This is a genomic window from Tenacibaculum sp. Cn5-46, from assembly GCF_022347705.1.
Lineage (GTDB): Bacteria > Bacteroidota > Bacteroidia > Flavobacteriales > Flavobacteriaceae > Polaribacter > Polaribacter aiptasiae.
Genome location: NZ_JAKRGD010000005.1, coordinates 133,016 through 150,430, shown reverse-complemented (window position 1 = coordinate 150,430; position 17,415 = coordinate 133,016). Strand labels below are relative to the sequence as shown.

The 17,415-nt window shown below is 29.8% G+C and carries 11 protein-coding genes and 1 pseudogene; 4 read left to right on the top strand and 8 right to left on the bottom strand.

Annotation, left to right across the window (positions count from 1 at the left end):
• The first annotated feature begins 11 nt into the window (after positions 1–11).
• Positions 12–935: a citrulline utilization hydrolase CtlX gene (ctlX, locus tag MHN29_RS11370; protein ID WP_235275784.1), complete on the top strand. Its 924-nt coding sequence runs from the start codon at positions 12–14 to the stop codon at positions 933–935.
• Between the two features lie 74 nt (positions 936–1,009).
• The gene (locus MHN29_RS11365; protein WP_235275783.1) at positions 1,010–1,873 is read left to right on the top strand and encodes an OmpA family protein; all 864 of its coding nucleotides are present in this window, start codon (positions 1,010–1,012) and stop codon (positions 1,871–1,873) included.
• Between the two features lie 116 nt (positions 1,874–1,989).
• On the opposite strand, the gene MHN29_RS11360 is transcribed toward MHN29_RS11365, so the two are convergent.
• Positions 1,990–2,439 (bottom strand): hypothetical protein, encoded by a 450-nt coding sequence (locus MHN29_RS11360; RefSeq protein ID WP_235275782.1) that lies wholly within the window; start codon positions 2,437–2,439, stop codon positions 1,990–1,992.
• A gap of 323 nt (positions 2,440–2,762) precedes the next feature.
• On the opposite strand from MHN29_RS11360, the gene MHN29_RS11355 reads away from it, so the two are divergent.
• The gene (locus MHN29_RS11355) at positions 2,763–5,822 is read left to right on the top strand and encodes a hypothetical protein (protein WP_235275781.1); all 3,060 of its coding nucleotides are present in this window, start codon (positions 2,763–2,765) and stop codon (positions 5,820–5,822) included.
• Between the two features lie 17 nt (positions 5,823–5,839).
• On the opposite strand, the gene MHN29_RS11350 is transcribed toward MHN29_RS11355, so the two are convergent.
• The 7 genes and pseudogenes from MHN29_RS11350 to MHN29_RS11320 all read right to left on the bottom strand — a co-directional run bounded on the left by MHN29_RS11350 (position 5,840) and on the right by MHN29_RS11320 (position 14,834).
• Positions 5,840–7,066 carry a nitrate/nitrite transporter gene (locus MHN29_RS11350; RefSeq protein WP_235275780.1) on the bottom strand — a complete coding sequence of 409 codons (1,227 nt, stop codon included), beginning with the start codon at positions 7,064–7,066 and terminating at the stop codon, positions 5,840–5,842.
• A gap of 31 nt (positions 7,067–7,097) precedes the next feature.
• The gene (locus tag MHN29_RS11345; RefSeq protein WP_235275779.1) at positions 7,098–9,995 is read right to left on the bottom strand and encodes an FAD-binding and (Fe-S)-binding domain-containing protein; all 2,898 of its coding nucleotides are present in this window, start codon (positions 9,993–9,995) and stop codon (positions 7,098–7,100) included.
• 26 nt (positions 9,996–10,021) lie between these two features.
• On the bottom strand, positions 10,022–10,660 hold the full coding sequence (locus MHN29_RS11340) for a diphthine--ammonia ligase (protein WP_235275778.1): 639 nt from the start codon (positions 10,658–10,660) through the stop codon (positions 10,022–10,024).
• A 3-nt stretch (positions 10,661–10,663) separates the two neighbouring features.
• Positions 10,664–11,122 carry an Lrp/AsnC family transcriptional regulator gene (locus tag MHN29_RS11335; protein ID WP_235275777.1) on the bottom strand — a complete coding sequence of 153 codons (459 nt, stop codon included), beginning with the start codon at positions 11,120–11,122 and terminating at the stop codon, positions 10,664–10,666.
• A 114-nt stretch (positions 11,123–11,236) separates the two neighbouring features.
• Positions 11,237–12,667, bottom strand: a complete 1,431-nt coding sequence (locus tag MHN29_RS11330; RefSeq protein WP_235275776.1) for a VOC family protein — start codon at positions 12,665–12,667, stop codon at positions 11,237–11,239.
• A 239-nt stretch (positions 12,668–12,906) separates the two neighbouring features.
• Positions 12,907–13,578, bottom strand: a pseudogene (locus MHN29_RS11325) (GNAT family N-acetyltransferase); the annotation flags it as partial.
• Between the two features lie 164 nt (positions 13,579–13,742).
• Positions 13,743–14,834, bottom strand: a complete 1,092-nt coding sequence (locus MHN29_RS11320) for a bestrophin family protein (protein WP_235275774.1) — start codon at positions 14,832–14,834, stop codon at positions 13,743–13,745.
• Between the two features lie 75 nt (positions 14,835–14,909).
• Here MHN29_RS11320 and MHN29_RS11315 point away from each other — a divergent pair, with 75 nt between their 5' ends.
• Positions 14,910–17,414, top strand: a complete 2,505-nt coding sequence (locus MHN29_RS11315; protein WP_235275773.1) for a M14 family metallopeptidase — start codon at positions 14,910–14,912, stop codon at positions 17,412–17,414.
• The last annotated feature ends 1 nt before the right edge of the window (position 17,415 follow it).

Sequence of the window (17,415 nt, the reverse complement as noted above, 5' to 3'; positions counted from 1 at the left end):
ATTTCATAAGAATGAAGCAAACAACTAATACTATTTTAATGGTTCGTCCAGCAAGTTTTAGGATGAACGAGCAAACAGCTGTTAACAATTATTATCAACAAGAGTTAGTAGGAATGCTACCAGCATCTATTAATGCAAAAGCAGAGGCAGAGTTTGATGCTTTAGTAGATAAATTAAGAGAAAAAGGGATAAAAGTAATTGTAGTCCAGGATACTAAAGAGCCCGATACGCCAGATGCTTTGTTTCCAAATAATTGGATTTCATTTCATGAAAATGGGGATGTTGCTATTTATCCTATGTTTGCTAAAAACCGTCGTTTAGAAAAACGGGAAGATGTTTTAGATGTACTGGAAGAAAACGGATTTGAAATTAAAAACGTAATAGATTATTCGGAAGCGGAGGAAGAAGGAATATTTCTTGAAGGTACAGGTAGTATGATTTTAGATAGGCAAAATAGAAAAGCCTATTGTGCTTTATCTCCAAGAGCAGATGAAGAGTTGTTTATTGAATTTTGTGAAGATTTTGAATATACTCCAGTAGTTTTTATAGCTAATCAAACAGTAAAAGAAAGAAGAGAAGCTATTTATCATACCAATGTTATGATGTGTGTTGGGGAAACTTTTGCAATAATTTGCTTAGATGCAATTGATGATAAAAAAGAAAAGAAAAATGTGTTGAAACATTTAAAGTCAGATGGTAAAGAAGTAATAGCTATATCAGAAGAACAAGTAACTCAATTTGCAGGAAATATGCTACAAGTTAGAGGTGAAAATGATAAGCGCTTTTTAATAATGAGTAGTTCTGCTTATAAATCTTTAACAAAAGAGCAGTTACAGAAAATAGAAAAGCATAATGAGGTAATTCATTCATCGTTAGAAACTATAGAAACTTGTGGTGGAGGTAGTGCTCGTTGCATGATGGCAGAGGTTTTTTAATATTTAGTGTTAGGTTTTATACTAAAGAAGTAAAAAGTAAGTTTATTAGGTAAATAACCTAATACAAATCAAAAATGAAAAATTTTTCCCTTTTATTAATGGTTGCTGTAATGGCAGCATCTTGTGTTTCTAAGAAGAAATATGTAGAGTTAGAAAACAAGTATAAAGACACGAGAGGAGCTCTTCAAAAAACAGCTTTTGAAAAAGAGCAACTAGAAGCAAAGTTCTCAAAAATAGAAAAGAGAATTGATAACTATAACAAGAAATTAAACTCTTTAAATAATTTAAATTCTGATCTACAAAAAGAGAATGATATAAAATTAGATATGGTTCAAGGAACTGTAATATCTAATTCTATGAAAGAAAAGATGCGTAAAACATTAAAAAACGTTGATCCAGCTGAATTAGCAAATGCTAAAACGTTAAAGGATTCTATGAATGTTGCGGTGTCTTATAAATTGAAAAAATCAATAAATAAAAACTCTTTAGAAAATTCTGAAGATGTGAATGTAAATATTGATAAAACTGTAGTGATGATCTCTATTTCAGATAAAATGTTATTCAGGTCAGGAAGCTACAGAATAAGTAGTAAAGCTTATAAAGTACTTAAAAAATTATCTGAAATTATAAAATCTGAACCAAGCATGGATGTTATGATTGAAGGACATACAGATTCACAGCAAATTCATAATGAAGTATTACAAGATAACTGGGATTTAAGTGTGAAAAGAGCAACATCTATTGTTCGTGTTTTAGAAAAAAAATATGGAATAGAGCCGAGTAGATTAATCGCTTCAGGTAGAGGATCATCATTACCATTGGTAGATAATAATACAAGAAAAAATAGAGCCAAAAACAGAAGAACAAAAATTATTATTTTACCTAATTTAGATAAGTTTTTTGGTTTGTTAGCTCAAGAAGAAACAATAGAACCTTAAAACATAGGTAAGGACTAACATAAAAAAACTCGAAGTTAAATTTAGCTTCGAGTTTTTTTATGTATTAATTTAATTTTTTTAGAAAGAATTATATTTTGTTTACAAACAAAAACAATTTAGGCAATGGTAACATCAACTTTATAGTTCTTATAATATTGCATTAGTATAAACGAACAAATTACAGAAGAAGCGATTCCTTCAATAGCTAAGGCAAAAACTACTAAACCTAAACTTAAATTTTGTCCCCAGAAAGAAGTTTTTTCTAGTACAATTAATAAACTAGGGTCAATAAAATCTACATAAATAATTAAACCTATAATGGTAAGTGCTACAGCAACTGCAGAAGTTGCTATACCTATAGAGAAATTATTAAAATATAAAGATTCTTTGTTTCTAAGAATATTTGTTTTGATAGCTCTGTTTATTCCCCAAAGAACAAATCCAAAGTTTAAAACTCGTAGTTCAGAGACATTTTCTAAGCCTAAAATTTTCATTAAAAAGAAGAACACTACAATGCCTGAAAAAATTAACAAAGCATTGTTAATTATTATTTTAGTACTTGTCATAATAGTATATTTAAAATTTATATATCGTTTAAATATACGTAATAAAGTGTTGATAATCAATTTAAAAAGTTGTTTTGGCGTTTTCTGAAGTTTAAAGGTGAGGTATTTATCGAGGAATTAACATCTAATAATAATTGTGTTTTTTAAGTTAGCATAGCTAAGAAAAAGTTGAGATAATAAAATAATCAAGCTATATTTTTATTACTTTAGTTCTATATTTTAGATCAAAAAATTTTTCCCTTTTTACTCTAAATTAAAAACACCTATATATAGGTAGTTTTTATAGATTGATTATTTTATAACTTTATGGAAAGTAAAAAGATATGCTTAGTTTTTTTGATAAAATTGTAAAGAAAATCCCACTTAAAATTCATGGTTTAGTATTGTTTGGTTTAACAGCTATTATGGTTTTGTTGAATCATTATTTTCATAATGCAATGCTTCAAGAAGATATGCACGTTTTGTATAGTAATGTGCAGTTTAATACAGAGATTCTTTTATTTGAAGAATATAAAACTAATATTCAAAATTGGAGTTATTACCTGTTTTTTTGTGTAGATTTTGTTTGGGCTGCATTGTTGTTTTTAATGCTGTATAGAATTTTATGTAAAATTGTTACACCATATATTTTACAGCTAATTACAGCTCTTTTTATCTTGGCGTATACAGCTGATGTTATAGAAAATGTTTTGTATTTGTTATATGAAATTGAAAGTGTAATATATGTACAGAGGGTAAAAATATTATTGTATTCATTAAGCTTTGTTACCTTTTTATTTAGTGTTATTATCGATCATAAAAAAATAGTTTGGAGATTTATTAAACACGCTAGAATTAGTTTAGTCTTTATTTTTATTGTTAGTGTACTTATTGGTTTTGTAGATCAAGGTGGTGATATTATGATTAGACTTTTTGAAAGTCGTTTTAATTTAATTATTACGTTGTTATTGGTGTATTTTGTTTCCATTCCTACAGCACATTACCCAATCTATTTTAAAGGTTCAAAGTACTCAGATACCAATCTCTATGAATATATAATGAGTAGTAATTTTACCATTAAATCTTATATAGGAATTATTTATTTTGTTAAAAGAAAAGGTGTTTATGTAGTTAAGAATGAAAATGATTCCGATGATAAAGAAGAATTTAAGATGCAGATATTTAGAAGGTGTTTAGGAGTGTTATTTTATGTAGCTTTTATTTATATGATATTAACTGCAGTAGATGAAGCTCATTCTTTACGACTAGCAACTTCGGTTACATTTTTAATTGCTGTGTTTTTATTCTGGTTTGTTTGGTATTTGTCAAAACTAAAATTAGATGCTGATAAATATTTTGAAAAAGAAGGTGAAGAACAATCGGGAGTTGAAAGTGTAAAAAAGTTTACTAGAATCATAGGTCTTTTCCCTTATTTACTAATGTTAGATATTTTAATGTTGGTTATTGTTGCTTTTACTGCTTCAGCATGGAATAAGCAATTGGTTTTTCTTACAATAGTTGTTACAGTTTTAGCGGCTTTAACTTATGTTTTGTTAACTGTGGGAAGGTCATATCTAAAATATATTTTTACCAATAAATGGACTACTTTTTTGTTAGAAAGACCTCAAGAATACTTTGAAGAAAAAAGAGCGAAATATTATGAGAAACACAAAGGAAGCTATATTAATTTTTTATCTATTTTCAGTAATAATTCATGGTATCTTTTTTTCATAGCAGTTTTTGGAATTGTTTGTGTTTCAGGAATCTTGGTATTAAATTTTAATTGGAAACTTATCCATAATTTTAATCCAATCCCTCTTTTTTTAATGCTATATCTGTTTTTTTATGGAGCAATCATTATCTATATAAAACATTTTAAATACTATACACAAATGTATAGGAGGACCGTAGGAGGTGGAGTTAAAGAGGAAGAGTTTATAAGAAATGAAAATTTAGATAAAGAAGGAGGTAGGTTAAGATGGAGATTATGGATATATCATATTCCATTTACGTTGTTAGTTTTAACTTTAATAGGTGGGTATACATCATATAAAGGAAATGATTTACATGAGTTGCAAACTATTAAGCAAGATTCTATTAAAGGCATCGAAATTAGCGCTTTTGTAAGTGATATAAAGGAAAAAAAAGAACATTATTTTGTGTCTTCTTATGGCGGAGGTTTAAAATCTAATTTATGGACCATGCTTTTATTGAATAAATTAGATAATACTAATAAGAAGTTCCTGAGTAATACAAGATGTTTATCTGGGGTTTCAGGAGGTTCAGTGGGAATAGCGAATTATACATATATAAAAGCTTTTAATAAAAATATAGAGGAAGCAATTAATCGGTTAGCGAATTTAAATGGACTTTCCCTTGATGTTTTATATTTAGCAACTTGTGATTTAATACGAGAGTTTATTCCTAAAAATTTTAAAGGAAAAGATCGTTCTCATTTTGGAATGCGTCAACACATTTTAGCTTTAGAGGAATTTAAAGGGAAAGCAAATGATTCATTTACTTTTTATGACCTTTATGGAAAAGTTTATAAAGAAGGTTATTATCCTCCTTTAATAATAAATACAACAGGTACGAGTAATAAATACGGGAATGCACTTTCATTGAAGATTAAGGGGGGTAGCAAAATTGATGTAGAAAACTATGAAGATATATTTCCTGGAGCTATAAATATTCTTAATTCTGAAGAAGGTAGAGAATTACCTTTTTATACAACCGTATCAACCAGTAATAGGTTTCCTTTTGTAAGTCCAGCAGCAAAAATTAAACAAAAAGGATATTTTTTAGATGGAGGAGCATTTGAAAACTCAGGACTTTTAAGTGCTTATAGTTTTAAAGAGTATCTGGAAAAAGTTAAGGCGATAAATGATTCAGCTACAGTGAAGTTTGTTAATTTTATTAATGCTAAGTCAAATTATATTAGACACTTTGCAAAAGAGAATAATATTAAGGTAGAAAAACTGAATTCTTCTCCAGAGCTTATTGCTGTTTTAAAAATAGGAGTAGCAATAGAACATACTCCTAATTATATCAAAGATGTTGTAAATAATAAAGAAGAGACAGTTGACCTTTATTTACCACATTATTTTACATTCAAAGATTTAGAAAACGTACTTGGAGGTAAGCTTCAAAGAGATAAGGATGAATTAATAGGTATAGTTAGGCAGATTAATGATAGTAATAAGAGAATTAAAGAAGCGCTAAGAAAGCAAGGTTATAATATAGATGAAAGAGGAATTGTACAACCAGCTACTGGGAGGTTATTAAGTACTTCTTCTATCTTGTATCAAAAAGCGATGGTGAATCATCATGTTGAAGTGAAAGAAAATATAGCGAAGATTTTCAAAAAAATAAATAAAGAAGAGAAGCGAGATTCATTAAATTAAAAATAGTTTTTAAACTCTTAGTTTTTCCTATAAATAGTTTTTCTGAATAAAATACTGGCAGCCAAACCTATAATCGGTATTATAGCAAAGTAGCTAAATAAATTTTGGTATTCGGTAATTGATGGATTTTCACCAAGCATATATCCAATAAATAACGACATAAAAATATCAGGAGTAAAACCAACTACGGATATAATTCCTACAAGAGTTCCAGTAAATTGGATAGGAGTTTTGGTTTCTTCTATGATAGCAAAATATAATCCCCTAAGTGCATAGGTACTTAATGCCATAAAAACAAAAAACGAAAAAGAAATAAATAAGGATTGTTCTTTAAATGTACCTAAACCTAAAAAGGTTGAAATAATAATTAAAATAGTAAAACAAGGAAGTATTAGTTTAGAAGGTACAAACTTATCAGCTATCCATCCAATAGTTATGGCTGCTATAGGTCTTAAGTATTGAATAAAAACGGCAAAATAAGTTGCTTTTTCTAAAGAATACCCCCAAACATCTCTTGCATACGTACCATAAACACCGGTTAGTTTATAAGCACAATAAGCGCAAAAAATAATAAGAGAATGGTAGATAACTTTAGATTTGGTCATTAAAGACAAAGCTTCTTTAATGTTAAATTGAAATTCTTTAGAACTAGTTGCTTTTTGCTGGTCTTTAGGTAAAGTTTTCCAAACAAAAAACGCTACTAAAAAAACAATAAATGTTATGGTTCCAATTATATATTGAAGAGTAATTACTTTATTCTCAAAAGTTATTATTCCATTCTCAGGAAAGAAGAAACTTAAGATTCCAGCGCCAGATAAGGCTATCGTCGCAGCAAAAAAACCTCTACCACCATCTAGTAAACCAAAAGATAAACCTTGGTTGTTTTTGGTCCCCCATTGTCTTGTTGCTTTTATTAAAGCAGCCCAAAAAAGGAAAATAGTTGATATTCCCCAAAATGCATATAGTATTTTTAGAGTGAAAACTGATGGAGTCATAATCATTATAAAACCACCAAAAGCAGTTAAGATTAATGACAGCGATAATAATTTACGAGCTTCCCATTTATCAGCAACAAAACCACCAAAGAAATAAGAGATAACAGCAGTTATCCCATATAAAGCTTGAGCTTCTCCAATTTCTGCATCTGAAATAAGAAAGGCTTCTCTAATGATGGGTTTAAAAACACGCATTAAAATAAAAGGTAATAAAAAAATAGCTTCCCCTGCAATAATCAGGGAAAGCATAGAAGTAATTTTATTTTTGTTTTGCATTTGCCTAAGATAAGGCTTCTTTTAATATGGTAATAGGATGTTTTGCAATTCGTTTTGTTCCGTCGTAAATTTGATGACGACAACTAGTACCTGCAGCTACAATTTCTGTTTCAGAAGAACAATTTCTTATTTTAGGAAATAAAGTATCTTCTCCTACTTGCATACTAACTTTATAGTGTTCTTTCTCATAACCAAAAGAACCAGCCATACCACAACAACCTGTATTCATAATGGTTACTTTGTAGTTTTTTGGTATGTTTAAAATAGAAAAAGAGGCATGTGTACTTGATAATGCTTTTTGATGGCAATGACCATGAATTTTGAGTTCTTTTTCATCATTAGTAAAAACTGAAGTATCAATATTTCCTTTTTTCAATTCAGAAGCTAAAAATTCTTCAAAAGTAAATGTGTTTTTAGAAATATTTTTAGCAGCATCTTTATCATTGGCTAATCGAATATATTCATCTCTAAAAGTTAAAATAGCAGAAGGTTCAATACCAATTAAAGGAGTTTCTTCGGTAATTAATTCTTTGAAAGCAGTAATATTTTTATTTGCAATGTTTTTAGCTTCCTTTAAAAAACCTTTCGAGATGTAGCTTCTACCGCTTTCCTCATGTTGAATGTATTTAATTTCGTAACCTAGTTTTTCTAAAACTAAAACTGCGTCTTTTCCTATTTCAGCATCATAGTAGTTGGTAAACTCATCATTAAATAAGTATACTACTTTGTTTGATGTTTTTATTTGATGTTTATTTAACCAAGCTTCTAAAGGTTGTTTAGCCAATTTAGGTACTGAACGTTCTGTTGCAACTCCCATTACTTTTTTGGCTATAGTTGTATTTGTAAAAAAGTTTGTAATGGTTGGAAACTTACTACCTAGCTTATTATACTTAGCATTATTAGCAAATAGTTTGCTACGGAAAGAATATCCGTTAGTTTCTTGGTATTGATATAGAAACTCTGCTTTCATAGAGGCTATGTCAACATTACTAGGGCATTCTGTTGCACAAGCTTTACAACTTAAACAAAGATCTAAAATTTGTTTTAATTCTTTAGAATCGAATTTGTTTTTAGCGGTGTTGTTGGTTAAAACTTCACGTAGCGTATTGGCTCTAGCTCGTGTAGTTTCTTTTTCATTTCTAGTTGCTCTATAACTAGGGCATAAGGTTCCTCCAGCTTCAGGAGATTTTCTACAATCACCAGAACCATTACATTTTTCAGCTAGCTTTAAAATTCCTTCACTGTCAGAAAAATCTTGAATAGTTTTAATTTCTGGTTCTTTTCTATCTACTTCGTAGCGTAAACTTTTATCCATAGGAAAGGCATCGGTTATCTTTCCTTTGTTAAATACATTATTAGGGTCAAAAGCTTTCTTAACTCTACGTAATAATTGATAGTTTTTATCACCAATCATTAGCGGTATAAATTCAGCTCGAACAATTCCATCTCCATGTTCACCACTAAACGATCCTTTATACTTTTTTACTAGTTCGGCAGTTTCAGTAGTTATTTTTCTAAATAAAACTACATCTTCCTGTTTCTTTAAATTTAAAATAGGGCGTAAGTGTAATTCACCAGCACCAGCATGAGCGTAATAAACAGCATCCTGCTCATATTTATCCATAATTTGAGTAAACTCCTCAATGTATTCTGGTAAATCTTCTAAGGCAACTGCTGTATCTTCAATACAGGCAACTGCTTTCATATCTCCTACAATATTTCCTAGTAATCCTAAACCAGCTTTACGTAGGTAATGAACTTTGGCTATATCGTCTCCATATACTTTAGGATAGTGGTAACCAAAATTACGAGCTTTTAAATCTTCAATAAGTTTATCGGCTAGTATTTCTGTTTCTTCAATAGTACTTGCGGAAACTTCTAACATTAAAACAGCTTCAGGATCACCTTGCAAGAAAAAACGATTTTTTGCTTGCTCTCTATTGTTTTTAGTACAGTCTAAAATTACTTTATCCATCAATTCACAAGCGTACAATTTGTGATTCATGGCGGTAACTGTTGCTTTTAAACTCTCATTAACACTTGTGAAATGCGGACATACCATAATGCTTTTAGTAGGTGGGAGGTCGTCCAATTGAATTGTTATAGCAGTAGAGAAAACTAAGGTTCCTTCACTTCCTGATAAGAATTTAGCAGGATTTAAAGTAGATTCATTTCCTCCAAATAAATCGGAAGTTAAAAACTCGTCAACAGCATACCCTGTATTTCTTCGGTGAATACTTTCCTTTGGAAATTCTTTTTTTATTTCTTGTTGATTCTCCTTAGAAGTTAATTCGTTGTATATAGCTTTATAAATGCTTCCTTCTAATGATTTTTCAAAACGTTTTTGTTTGAATTCATCAGAAGTTATTTCTGAAAAAGTTACTTCACTACCGTCGCTTAATAAACCTTCAATTGCTATTACTTTATCACGAGTAACTCCATATCTAATTGAAGTACTTCCAGAAGAATTATTTCCAACCATACCACCAATCATGCATCGGTTTGAAGTTGAGGTATTTGGTCCGAAAAACAATCCAAAAGGTTTTAGAAAACGATTTAAATCGTCTCTAATTATACCGGGTTCAACAGTAATGGTTTTATTCTGTTCATCAAAAGCCAATACATTGGTAAAGTGTTTAGAAACATCAACTACAATTCCATCACCAACACATTGTCCAGCTAGAGAGGTACCTGCTGTACGTGGTATTAATGTGATATTACTTTTAGTAGCAAAATCAATTAATTGTTGTATATCTTTTTTGTTTTTAGGATATGCAACAGCTAATGGGATTTTACGATACACTGATGCATCTGTAGCATATATGTTTTTATGTAAATCGTCGAAAAATAACTCTCCTTCTAGTTTTTTCTCTAAATTTTGTAGCTGTGTATTCTGTATCATGGTTAAACACCTTATGATGTTGTTATTTATTTGTGTAAATAACTATAATGTTCATTTTCAGTAACTGTATATGAACCTATATTTATTTGACTTTTAAAAAAAGGAGCATTGATTACCATTGTATGGTATTCTCCATTTTCACCACAAATATCAATATTTAATTTCTTTAATTCTTCAATAATTGTTGAATCTATTAGTTTTCCTACCCATTTTTGATTAAAAAAAGGTTTTTTGACCAAAGAAAAAATAACTTCGAATTTATGATCTAATAAGGTAGAAAGTAATTCTGTTCTATTTTTTTTCCATAGTGGGTTGTAAACTTTCATTCCTGATTTTTGACTGCACTTTTCAATCCAATTATCATGGTTTTCAATTTCATCAATGTCGCCAGTAATTAAAGTCTCTATATGATATTTAGTTTTTAATAAACTTATAGCGTCTTCATAGCTGTCTTGCATTGGAGGTTTTACAGTAAGTATTACATGTGGAATTCCAACTGATGTTACCTGTTGTTTAATCAGGGATAAATTATGAGCTTTAAAATCAGGATTCTCTGGAGCAAAAGTTACTAAATGAGTAATAGAATATTCTTCTTGTTGAGCTTTAAAAAAGGCTAAAGCGCAATCTTTTCCACCGGTCCATAAAACAGCTGCGTTTTTTTTCATAAACTATTCAATTGGAATATTTCTTTTAAAACAAGTGTCAAAACAAATAAAAGTATCGGTACCTGCAACTCCGTTTATTAAGTGAACTTTGTCGTATAATATTTTTTGCAGATGTTCATTGTCTTTAGCATATATTAAAATGAAAATCGCATAATTACCAGAGACGAAATTACATTCTACAATTTCATCAATTTTTTCTAACTCTTTCATTACATCTTTAGCAAAACGGGCTTCACGTAAACGAATTCCAGTATAGGATTTAGTTTTATATCCTAGTTTCTTTTCGTCTAGAATAAATTCCGCATTTTGAATAACGCCTTCAGAAGTTAACTTCTTTATACGTTGATGAATTAAAGAGTTAGAAACATTGAGTTCTTCAGCTATTTGAGAATATGCTTTACGCGCATCTTTTCGTAGCTTTAGAAGTATTTGTTGGTCTATATAATCAAATTGATTTTTCAAAAGAATAACTTTATTGTGTTTTGATAAAACAAACTTAGTTTAAGTTGTAAAATAGACAATCTCTTTTATGAAAAAAAATATAATTGAAAATATAGAAATGAGACTAAATCTTATTTAAGCGTTTATTTGTGTTAAACATTTCTGAATAGTTTCATCTTGCATGTCTTCATACCACTTCATTAACTTGTACACTGGTTCACCTAAATCTTTTTCAAATAATGATTGGTTTGATGTTCCTTCGTATTCACGTTTTGCATCATCAGTACCTAAGTTTGAAGCAAAAATTCCAGCAGCACTTACAGGTAAGAAGTCTTCATAAACCATAGGCTCGATAGTTAAATAACCATCTTCTAACAATTGATTCACGTCTGCTTTTGTATATGATTTATCTTTAGAGATATCTTTTACTTTATCAGTGGTAAAATAATGGAAATAAGCTAATTCTTTAGCTTGTAATTCGTTATAAGTATCAGGAAAAACTTTAAAGTTTTCTAATAATAGTTGGTTGTACTCATTAGCATTTTCGGCAGTTGGAGAACCACCAATAGCTTTACGTGTTTTACCTAACAACTCATTATATAAATCTAATCCTTTTTGAGTAACTGCTACACCACGTTGTTCAATTTCACCGAAACGAGCTTTGTGTTCTCCCATTTTTTCATTTCCAACATTCCCTTTAAAAGTTACTTTTTCAGTTAATGCTTTGAAACTTGTTTGACGTAATAAAATTGGGCATTTTCTAGCAGGTGGTCCTTCAATATTGTCTTTTGGAGGGATATTACGAGCTTCCATGCTTGTTTGTACTTTGTCAATATCTAATGATCTAGGTGTTAGGTGATTGATGTGAGGCCCTTTAAAAGCAACTACATCAGCAATTAACCTGTGTTGATTTAATAATGCTTCGTACATTTCATAATCTACCGTAGCAGTATCATGCCATCTAAAAGTTTCTAATGCTTCTTGAACAAAAGTTTCAGCATCTTCTTTATTTAACCCACCTTCTTTTTCAGATTTGTCAATTAACTCTAAAGCTTTTTCTGTAAAAATTTGACGTTTTTCTAAAATAGTCTCAACATTCTGACGAAGTTGCTCGTCATCAATTAAATCTAAACGTAATAAAGATGTAAAAACTCTAAAAGGAGCTTGATTAAGAGCTGTGTTTTCAATAGCTCTAAAGGCTGTTGAGTGAACAGGAACACCAGCTGGAGCTAAATCATAGTATCCAACAGGAAACATTCCCATAACTTTAAATAAACGTCTCATGGTAAATAACTCATATGGCTTACCTAAACGAATGGCACCATGACGTTCCATGTTTAAGCGAGTTATTTCTCCTGTATTTGCTAACTGTTCTTCAATATCTTTAGATTCTGAAAGAACATTATCATTAATATCATGAACCAAATCAAGTAATTCACCATAAAGTGGTACTTCGTTTTTATACATATCAGACATGATCGTAGAGAAGCGATTACGAATGTATTCTGGCGAGACAAATGTCTTGGTAGTAGTATTAGAATTTTCTAATATGTTTTTTGATGACATAATTTATTAAATTTTGTTACAAATTAAATAAATTTAATCTTTTTGTGGTTTGTTAAAAATAAAATTTACTCTAAAACGAAGTGTTTTGTGTTTATTTGGTTTTGTAAATGGCTTTTTTCATGAAAAAAAACTATTTTGATTGAAAAAGAACTTCTTAAAAAATCAATTTGACATTATTGGTAAACGAAAATTATTTTGATTATCTCTTTGTTTTGATTTTTAGAGGTTTATAAGTGTAGTTAATCAATTTTTAAATTCATTTCAAATTGATCAATAATGTTTTCAAGCCCAATATTATTGAGGGCAATAATTTTAGAGGAAAGCCTTGTGTCAACGTTGTTTATTTTAATAGTTTCTGATAACTTTTTAATACCAGAGAAAAGCCTTTCCCAACCTATATTTGAATTGTTTAATAAATCAAATTGAGCCAGATAATTTTGTTCTGCATTGATAATAAAGAAGGATTCAGGTATATCATTATACATTATTTGAAAAAATTGGTAGTTTCCTCTTGTTATAGACTCTTTTTGATTATCCCAAGAATAGTACGATTGATTAGGAAGTTGACTCCAGTTTACATTCTTTAAGTCTATTTCTTTTAATTCATATTCAAGTGAACTATCTGTTTTTATTTGACCTCTAAAGCATTTGTAGGTTTTAGAAGTTTTGAATCCAATATTTTTATATAAATGAATAGCTTTTTTATTTTCTGTAATAACTTCTAAAGAATTTTGTTGAATGTTGTTGGTTTTAAATTCATTGAGAGCGTGTTTGTATATGGATTGAATTATTTTTTTTCCTCGATATTCAGGAATTACACCAGTGCCAGTGTTAAAGGCTATTAATGTTCCATTTCTTTCATCAATAGCATGAATTATAAATCCAACTAACTTTTCTTCATCAAACATGCCATAAGAAAATTCAAAGTCAACCTTAGCTGCTTTCTATCTCTCCTGATAATATATTTGCTCTTTAGGCATGGGAACAAAATAGTTTTCAAAAGCTAACAAGAAGCATTCAATAATTTTTTCAAATGAGGTAGTAGATAAATTTTTTACAGTCATTATAGGGTCTTTTATAAAACAATGTCATTATTCCATTTGTAAGGTTCTGGAACATCAGTATCGTCTATTAATTGTCGGATATCTATCTCTATACCTCTACTCATGTTTGTAATAGGGACATCATTCGGACCTCCCTCAAAAGGATTTTCAGAATTTTCACCAATAGCTTCCATAGAATAAAATACCCATGCAATTAGTGTACTAAAAGGAACAGAAAGCCATTCGAAATGACGGGCAATAAATACTTGAACTTTATGCATAATTGCTGTTCTAGATTGATGATTAGCTAAGGTTTCCGTAATTCTATCACCTAAAGCTTCAAATTCTTGCATCATACCATAAGGTAAAAGAATAATAAATACCCAAACAAACATAAAGTTTAAAGTAGCAAATTGACGAGGGTATGGAAAGTTCTTAATACGTTCCGATTTTCCTTGTAAAGTATATAATTCAACAATTATTTTTTCAAGCTCCATATGTCGAAAATTATCTATGAATCTCTCATCGTGAAGTTCTTTGATTCGTCTAGATTGAATTCCTAATAATTGAGAAGCTTGATTTCCTTTAGCAAAAATCTCATTGTATTCGGTTTCAGAGATATAAGGTGAAATAGCTTCTTTGATTGGAACGTTATCTTCAAATACATAAACATTTTTTTCTCTAAACTCTCTATTAGATTTGCTAAGTTTAATATGATTTTCCCAAGGCTTGTCTTTACGCATTTGGTAGCGTAATGCGGTTAGCCAAGCAACATGTCTATGAACCAATTCTCTGTGAATATTTTTTAATTCACTAGTAGTTATTTGATCATTTTTAATAAAGTCTTTTACCATAACAGTAAAAGATCTAGAAGTGTTTACAATACCACCCCAAATTTTACGAGCTTCCCATAATCTATCATAAGAAGCGTTATTTTTAAAACTTACAATAAAAGAAACAGCGGTACCCAAAACACCTAAAGGAAGCCATGGTACATATAACCATTTCCATCCCATAACGTCAAATAAAAATACGGGGATAAGACTAAGTAGTATAAAAACATAAATATACCTTCTAGTCCATCTTAGCATCCCTTTAATTGGGTAAGTTTTTTTAGTGTACATAGAAACCAGTTAGTTAGTAATCAAAAATAACGTTTTTGATTTAATATATTTGTGAGTCCATCAAACAACAAATTCATGAAAAAAGTTTTTCTATACTTAGTATTATCTCTATCAGTTTCAGTGCTAGCTCAGCAAAAAGTAGATTTATCATATTATTTGCCAAGTGATGTGAGTTATGATAAAAATATACCAACTCCAAAATCTATTATAGGGCATGAGGTAGGAGAATGGCATATTACTCACGATAAATTAGTGTCGTATATGAAAGCTTTAGCAAAGGCTTCAAATAGAGTAACTATTGAAAATAGAGGAGAAACTTATGAAGGGAGACCTTTACTGTTACTGACAATTACAGCGCCTAAGAATCATCAAAACTTGGAGGAGATAAGGGAAAAGCATATCGAAATAACAGATAATGCCTCGATAAATGTGTCTAATCAACCAATTGTTGTGTATCAAGGATTTTCAATTCATGGAAATGAACCAAGTGGTTCTAATGCAGCATTAGCAGCAGCATATTATTTAGCAGCAGCTCAAGGTCCAAAAATAAATGAGTTATTGAACAATACAGTGATTTTATTTGACCCATCATTAAACCCAGATGGATTACAACGTTTTGCTTATTGGGCAAATACAAATAAAGCAAGTAATATAAATCCAGATACAAATGATAGAGAGTATCATGAAGTTTGGCCAGGAGGAAGAACAAATCACTATTGGTTTGATATGAATAGAGATTGGTTGCCAGTACAGTTACCAGAAAGTACAGCTAGAATTAAAACATTTCATAAATGGTTACCTAATATTTTAACTGATCATCATGAGATGGGGACAAATTCTACTTTCTTTTTTCAACCAGGAATTCCAAGTAGAACAAATCCATTAACGCCTCAAATGAATCAAGATTTAACAAGGGAGATTGCAACTTATCATGCGAAAGCTTTTGATAAAATAGGATCTACATATTATTCTGAAGAAAGCTTTGACGATTTTTATTACGGAAAGGGTTCAACATTTCCAGATATCAATGGAAGTATAGGGATTTTGTTTGAACAAGGAAGTTCACGTGGACATGCACAGGAAAGTGATAATGGGATATTAACTTTCCCATTTACAATTAGAAATCAGTTTACAGCAACATTATCAACATTGGAAGCTGCTAAAAATATGCGAGAAAAAATCTTGAAATATCAACAAGGTTTTTATGAGGAATCAAGGAAGTTATCAGAAAATAAGGCATTTGTATTTGGAGATGAAAAAGATGCAATCAAAAGTTATCATTTAGCTGAGGTATTAAAAAAGCATAAAGTAAAACTTCATGAGTTAAAATCTGATTTAACAGTTAATGGAAAATATTTTAAAAAAGGATATAGTTATGCAGTACCAATGAATCAGAAAAATAACCGATTGGTAAAGGCAATGTTTGATGTGAGAACTACCTTTAAAGATAGTCTGTTTTATGATGTTTCTGCTTGGACATTTAATCATGCATTTGGAGTAGATTTTGCTAAAAATGTTTCGTTGTCTAAAGTGGGTAATGAGATACTTGATTTAAAAAAGAAATCGGGAAGTATTCAAAATAAAAGCACAGTAGGATATTTATTTGCTTGGAATGAATATGAAGCACCTAAGGCTTTAAATGAAATTTTAGAAAAGGGACTAAGAGCTAAAGTTGCAATGAAGCAGTTTAAAAACAATAACAAACCATACGATTATGGAACTATTTTTATTCCTGCACAAAATCAAAAATTAAATAATGCTGAATTGTTTGCTTATTTGGAAAAAGTTGCAATGAAAAATCATATTGAAATAACAGGTGTTTCAACAGGTTTGAATGATGGTATAGATTTAGGAAGTAGAAACTTTAGGGTTGTAAAAGAACCAAAAGTAGCGATGTTAGTAGGAAAAGGAATAACAAGTTATGATGCAGGTGAAATCTGGCATTTGTTAGATCAACGTTTTGATATGAAACTTACTAAACTAGATATGTCTTATGCATCAAGAGTAAATTTAAGTAAGTACACTACTATTATAATACCTAATAGTTATTCAATAGATAAGAATTTAGAAGGAAAGTTGAGAGATTGGGTTCGCAAAGGAGGTGTATTAATAGGATATAGAAATGCGGTTAACTGGATGTCTAAGAAAGGATTTATTTCATTACAATTTAATAAACCTAAAATGGATACAGTGAAAAATGTATCATTTGAGAATCGTTCTTTACAATCGGGAGCACAAGTTATAGGAGGTGCAATTTTTGAAGCTTTATTAGATCGTTCACATCCAATAAGTTTTGGTTATAAAAATAACAAGATAGCATTGTTTAGAAATACAAGACAATTCATTCAACCTGATAAAAAAAGTTATAATAATCCGATTCAATATACAAATGCCCCATTATTGAGTGGATATATTTCAAAAGAAAATTTAAAGGAATTAAAGAATACGGTTCCCTTTAAATCTCAGCGTTTGGGAGCAGGAAAAGTAATTGTATTTACCGATAATACAAATTTCAGAGGATTTTGGTTCGGAACAAATAAATTATTAATGAATGCTATATTTTTCGGGCGCTTGATGTAGA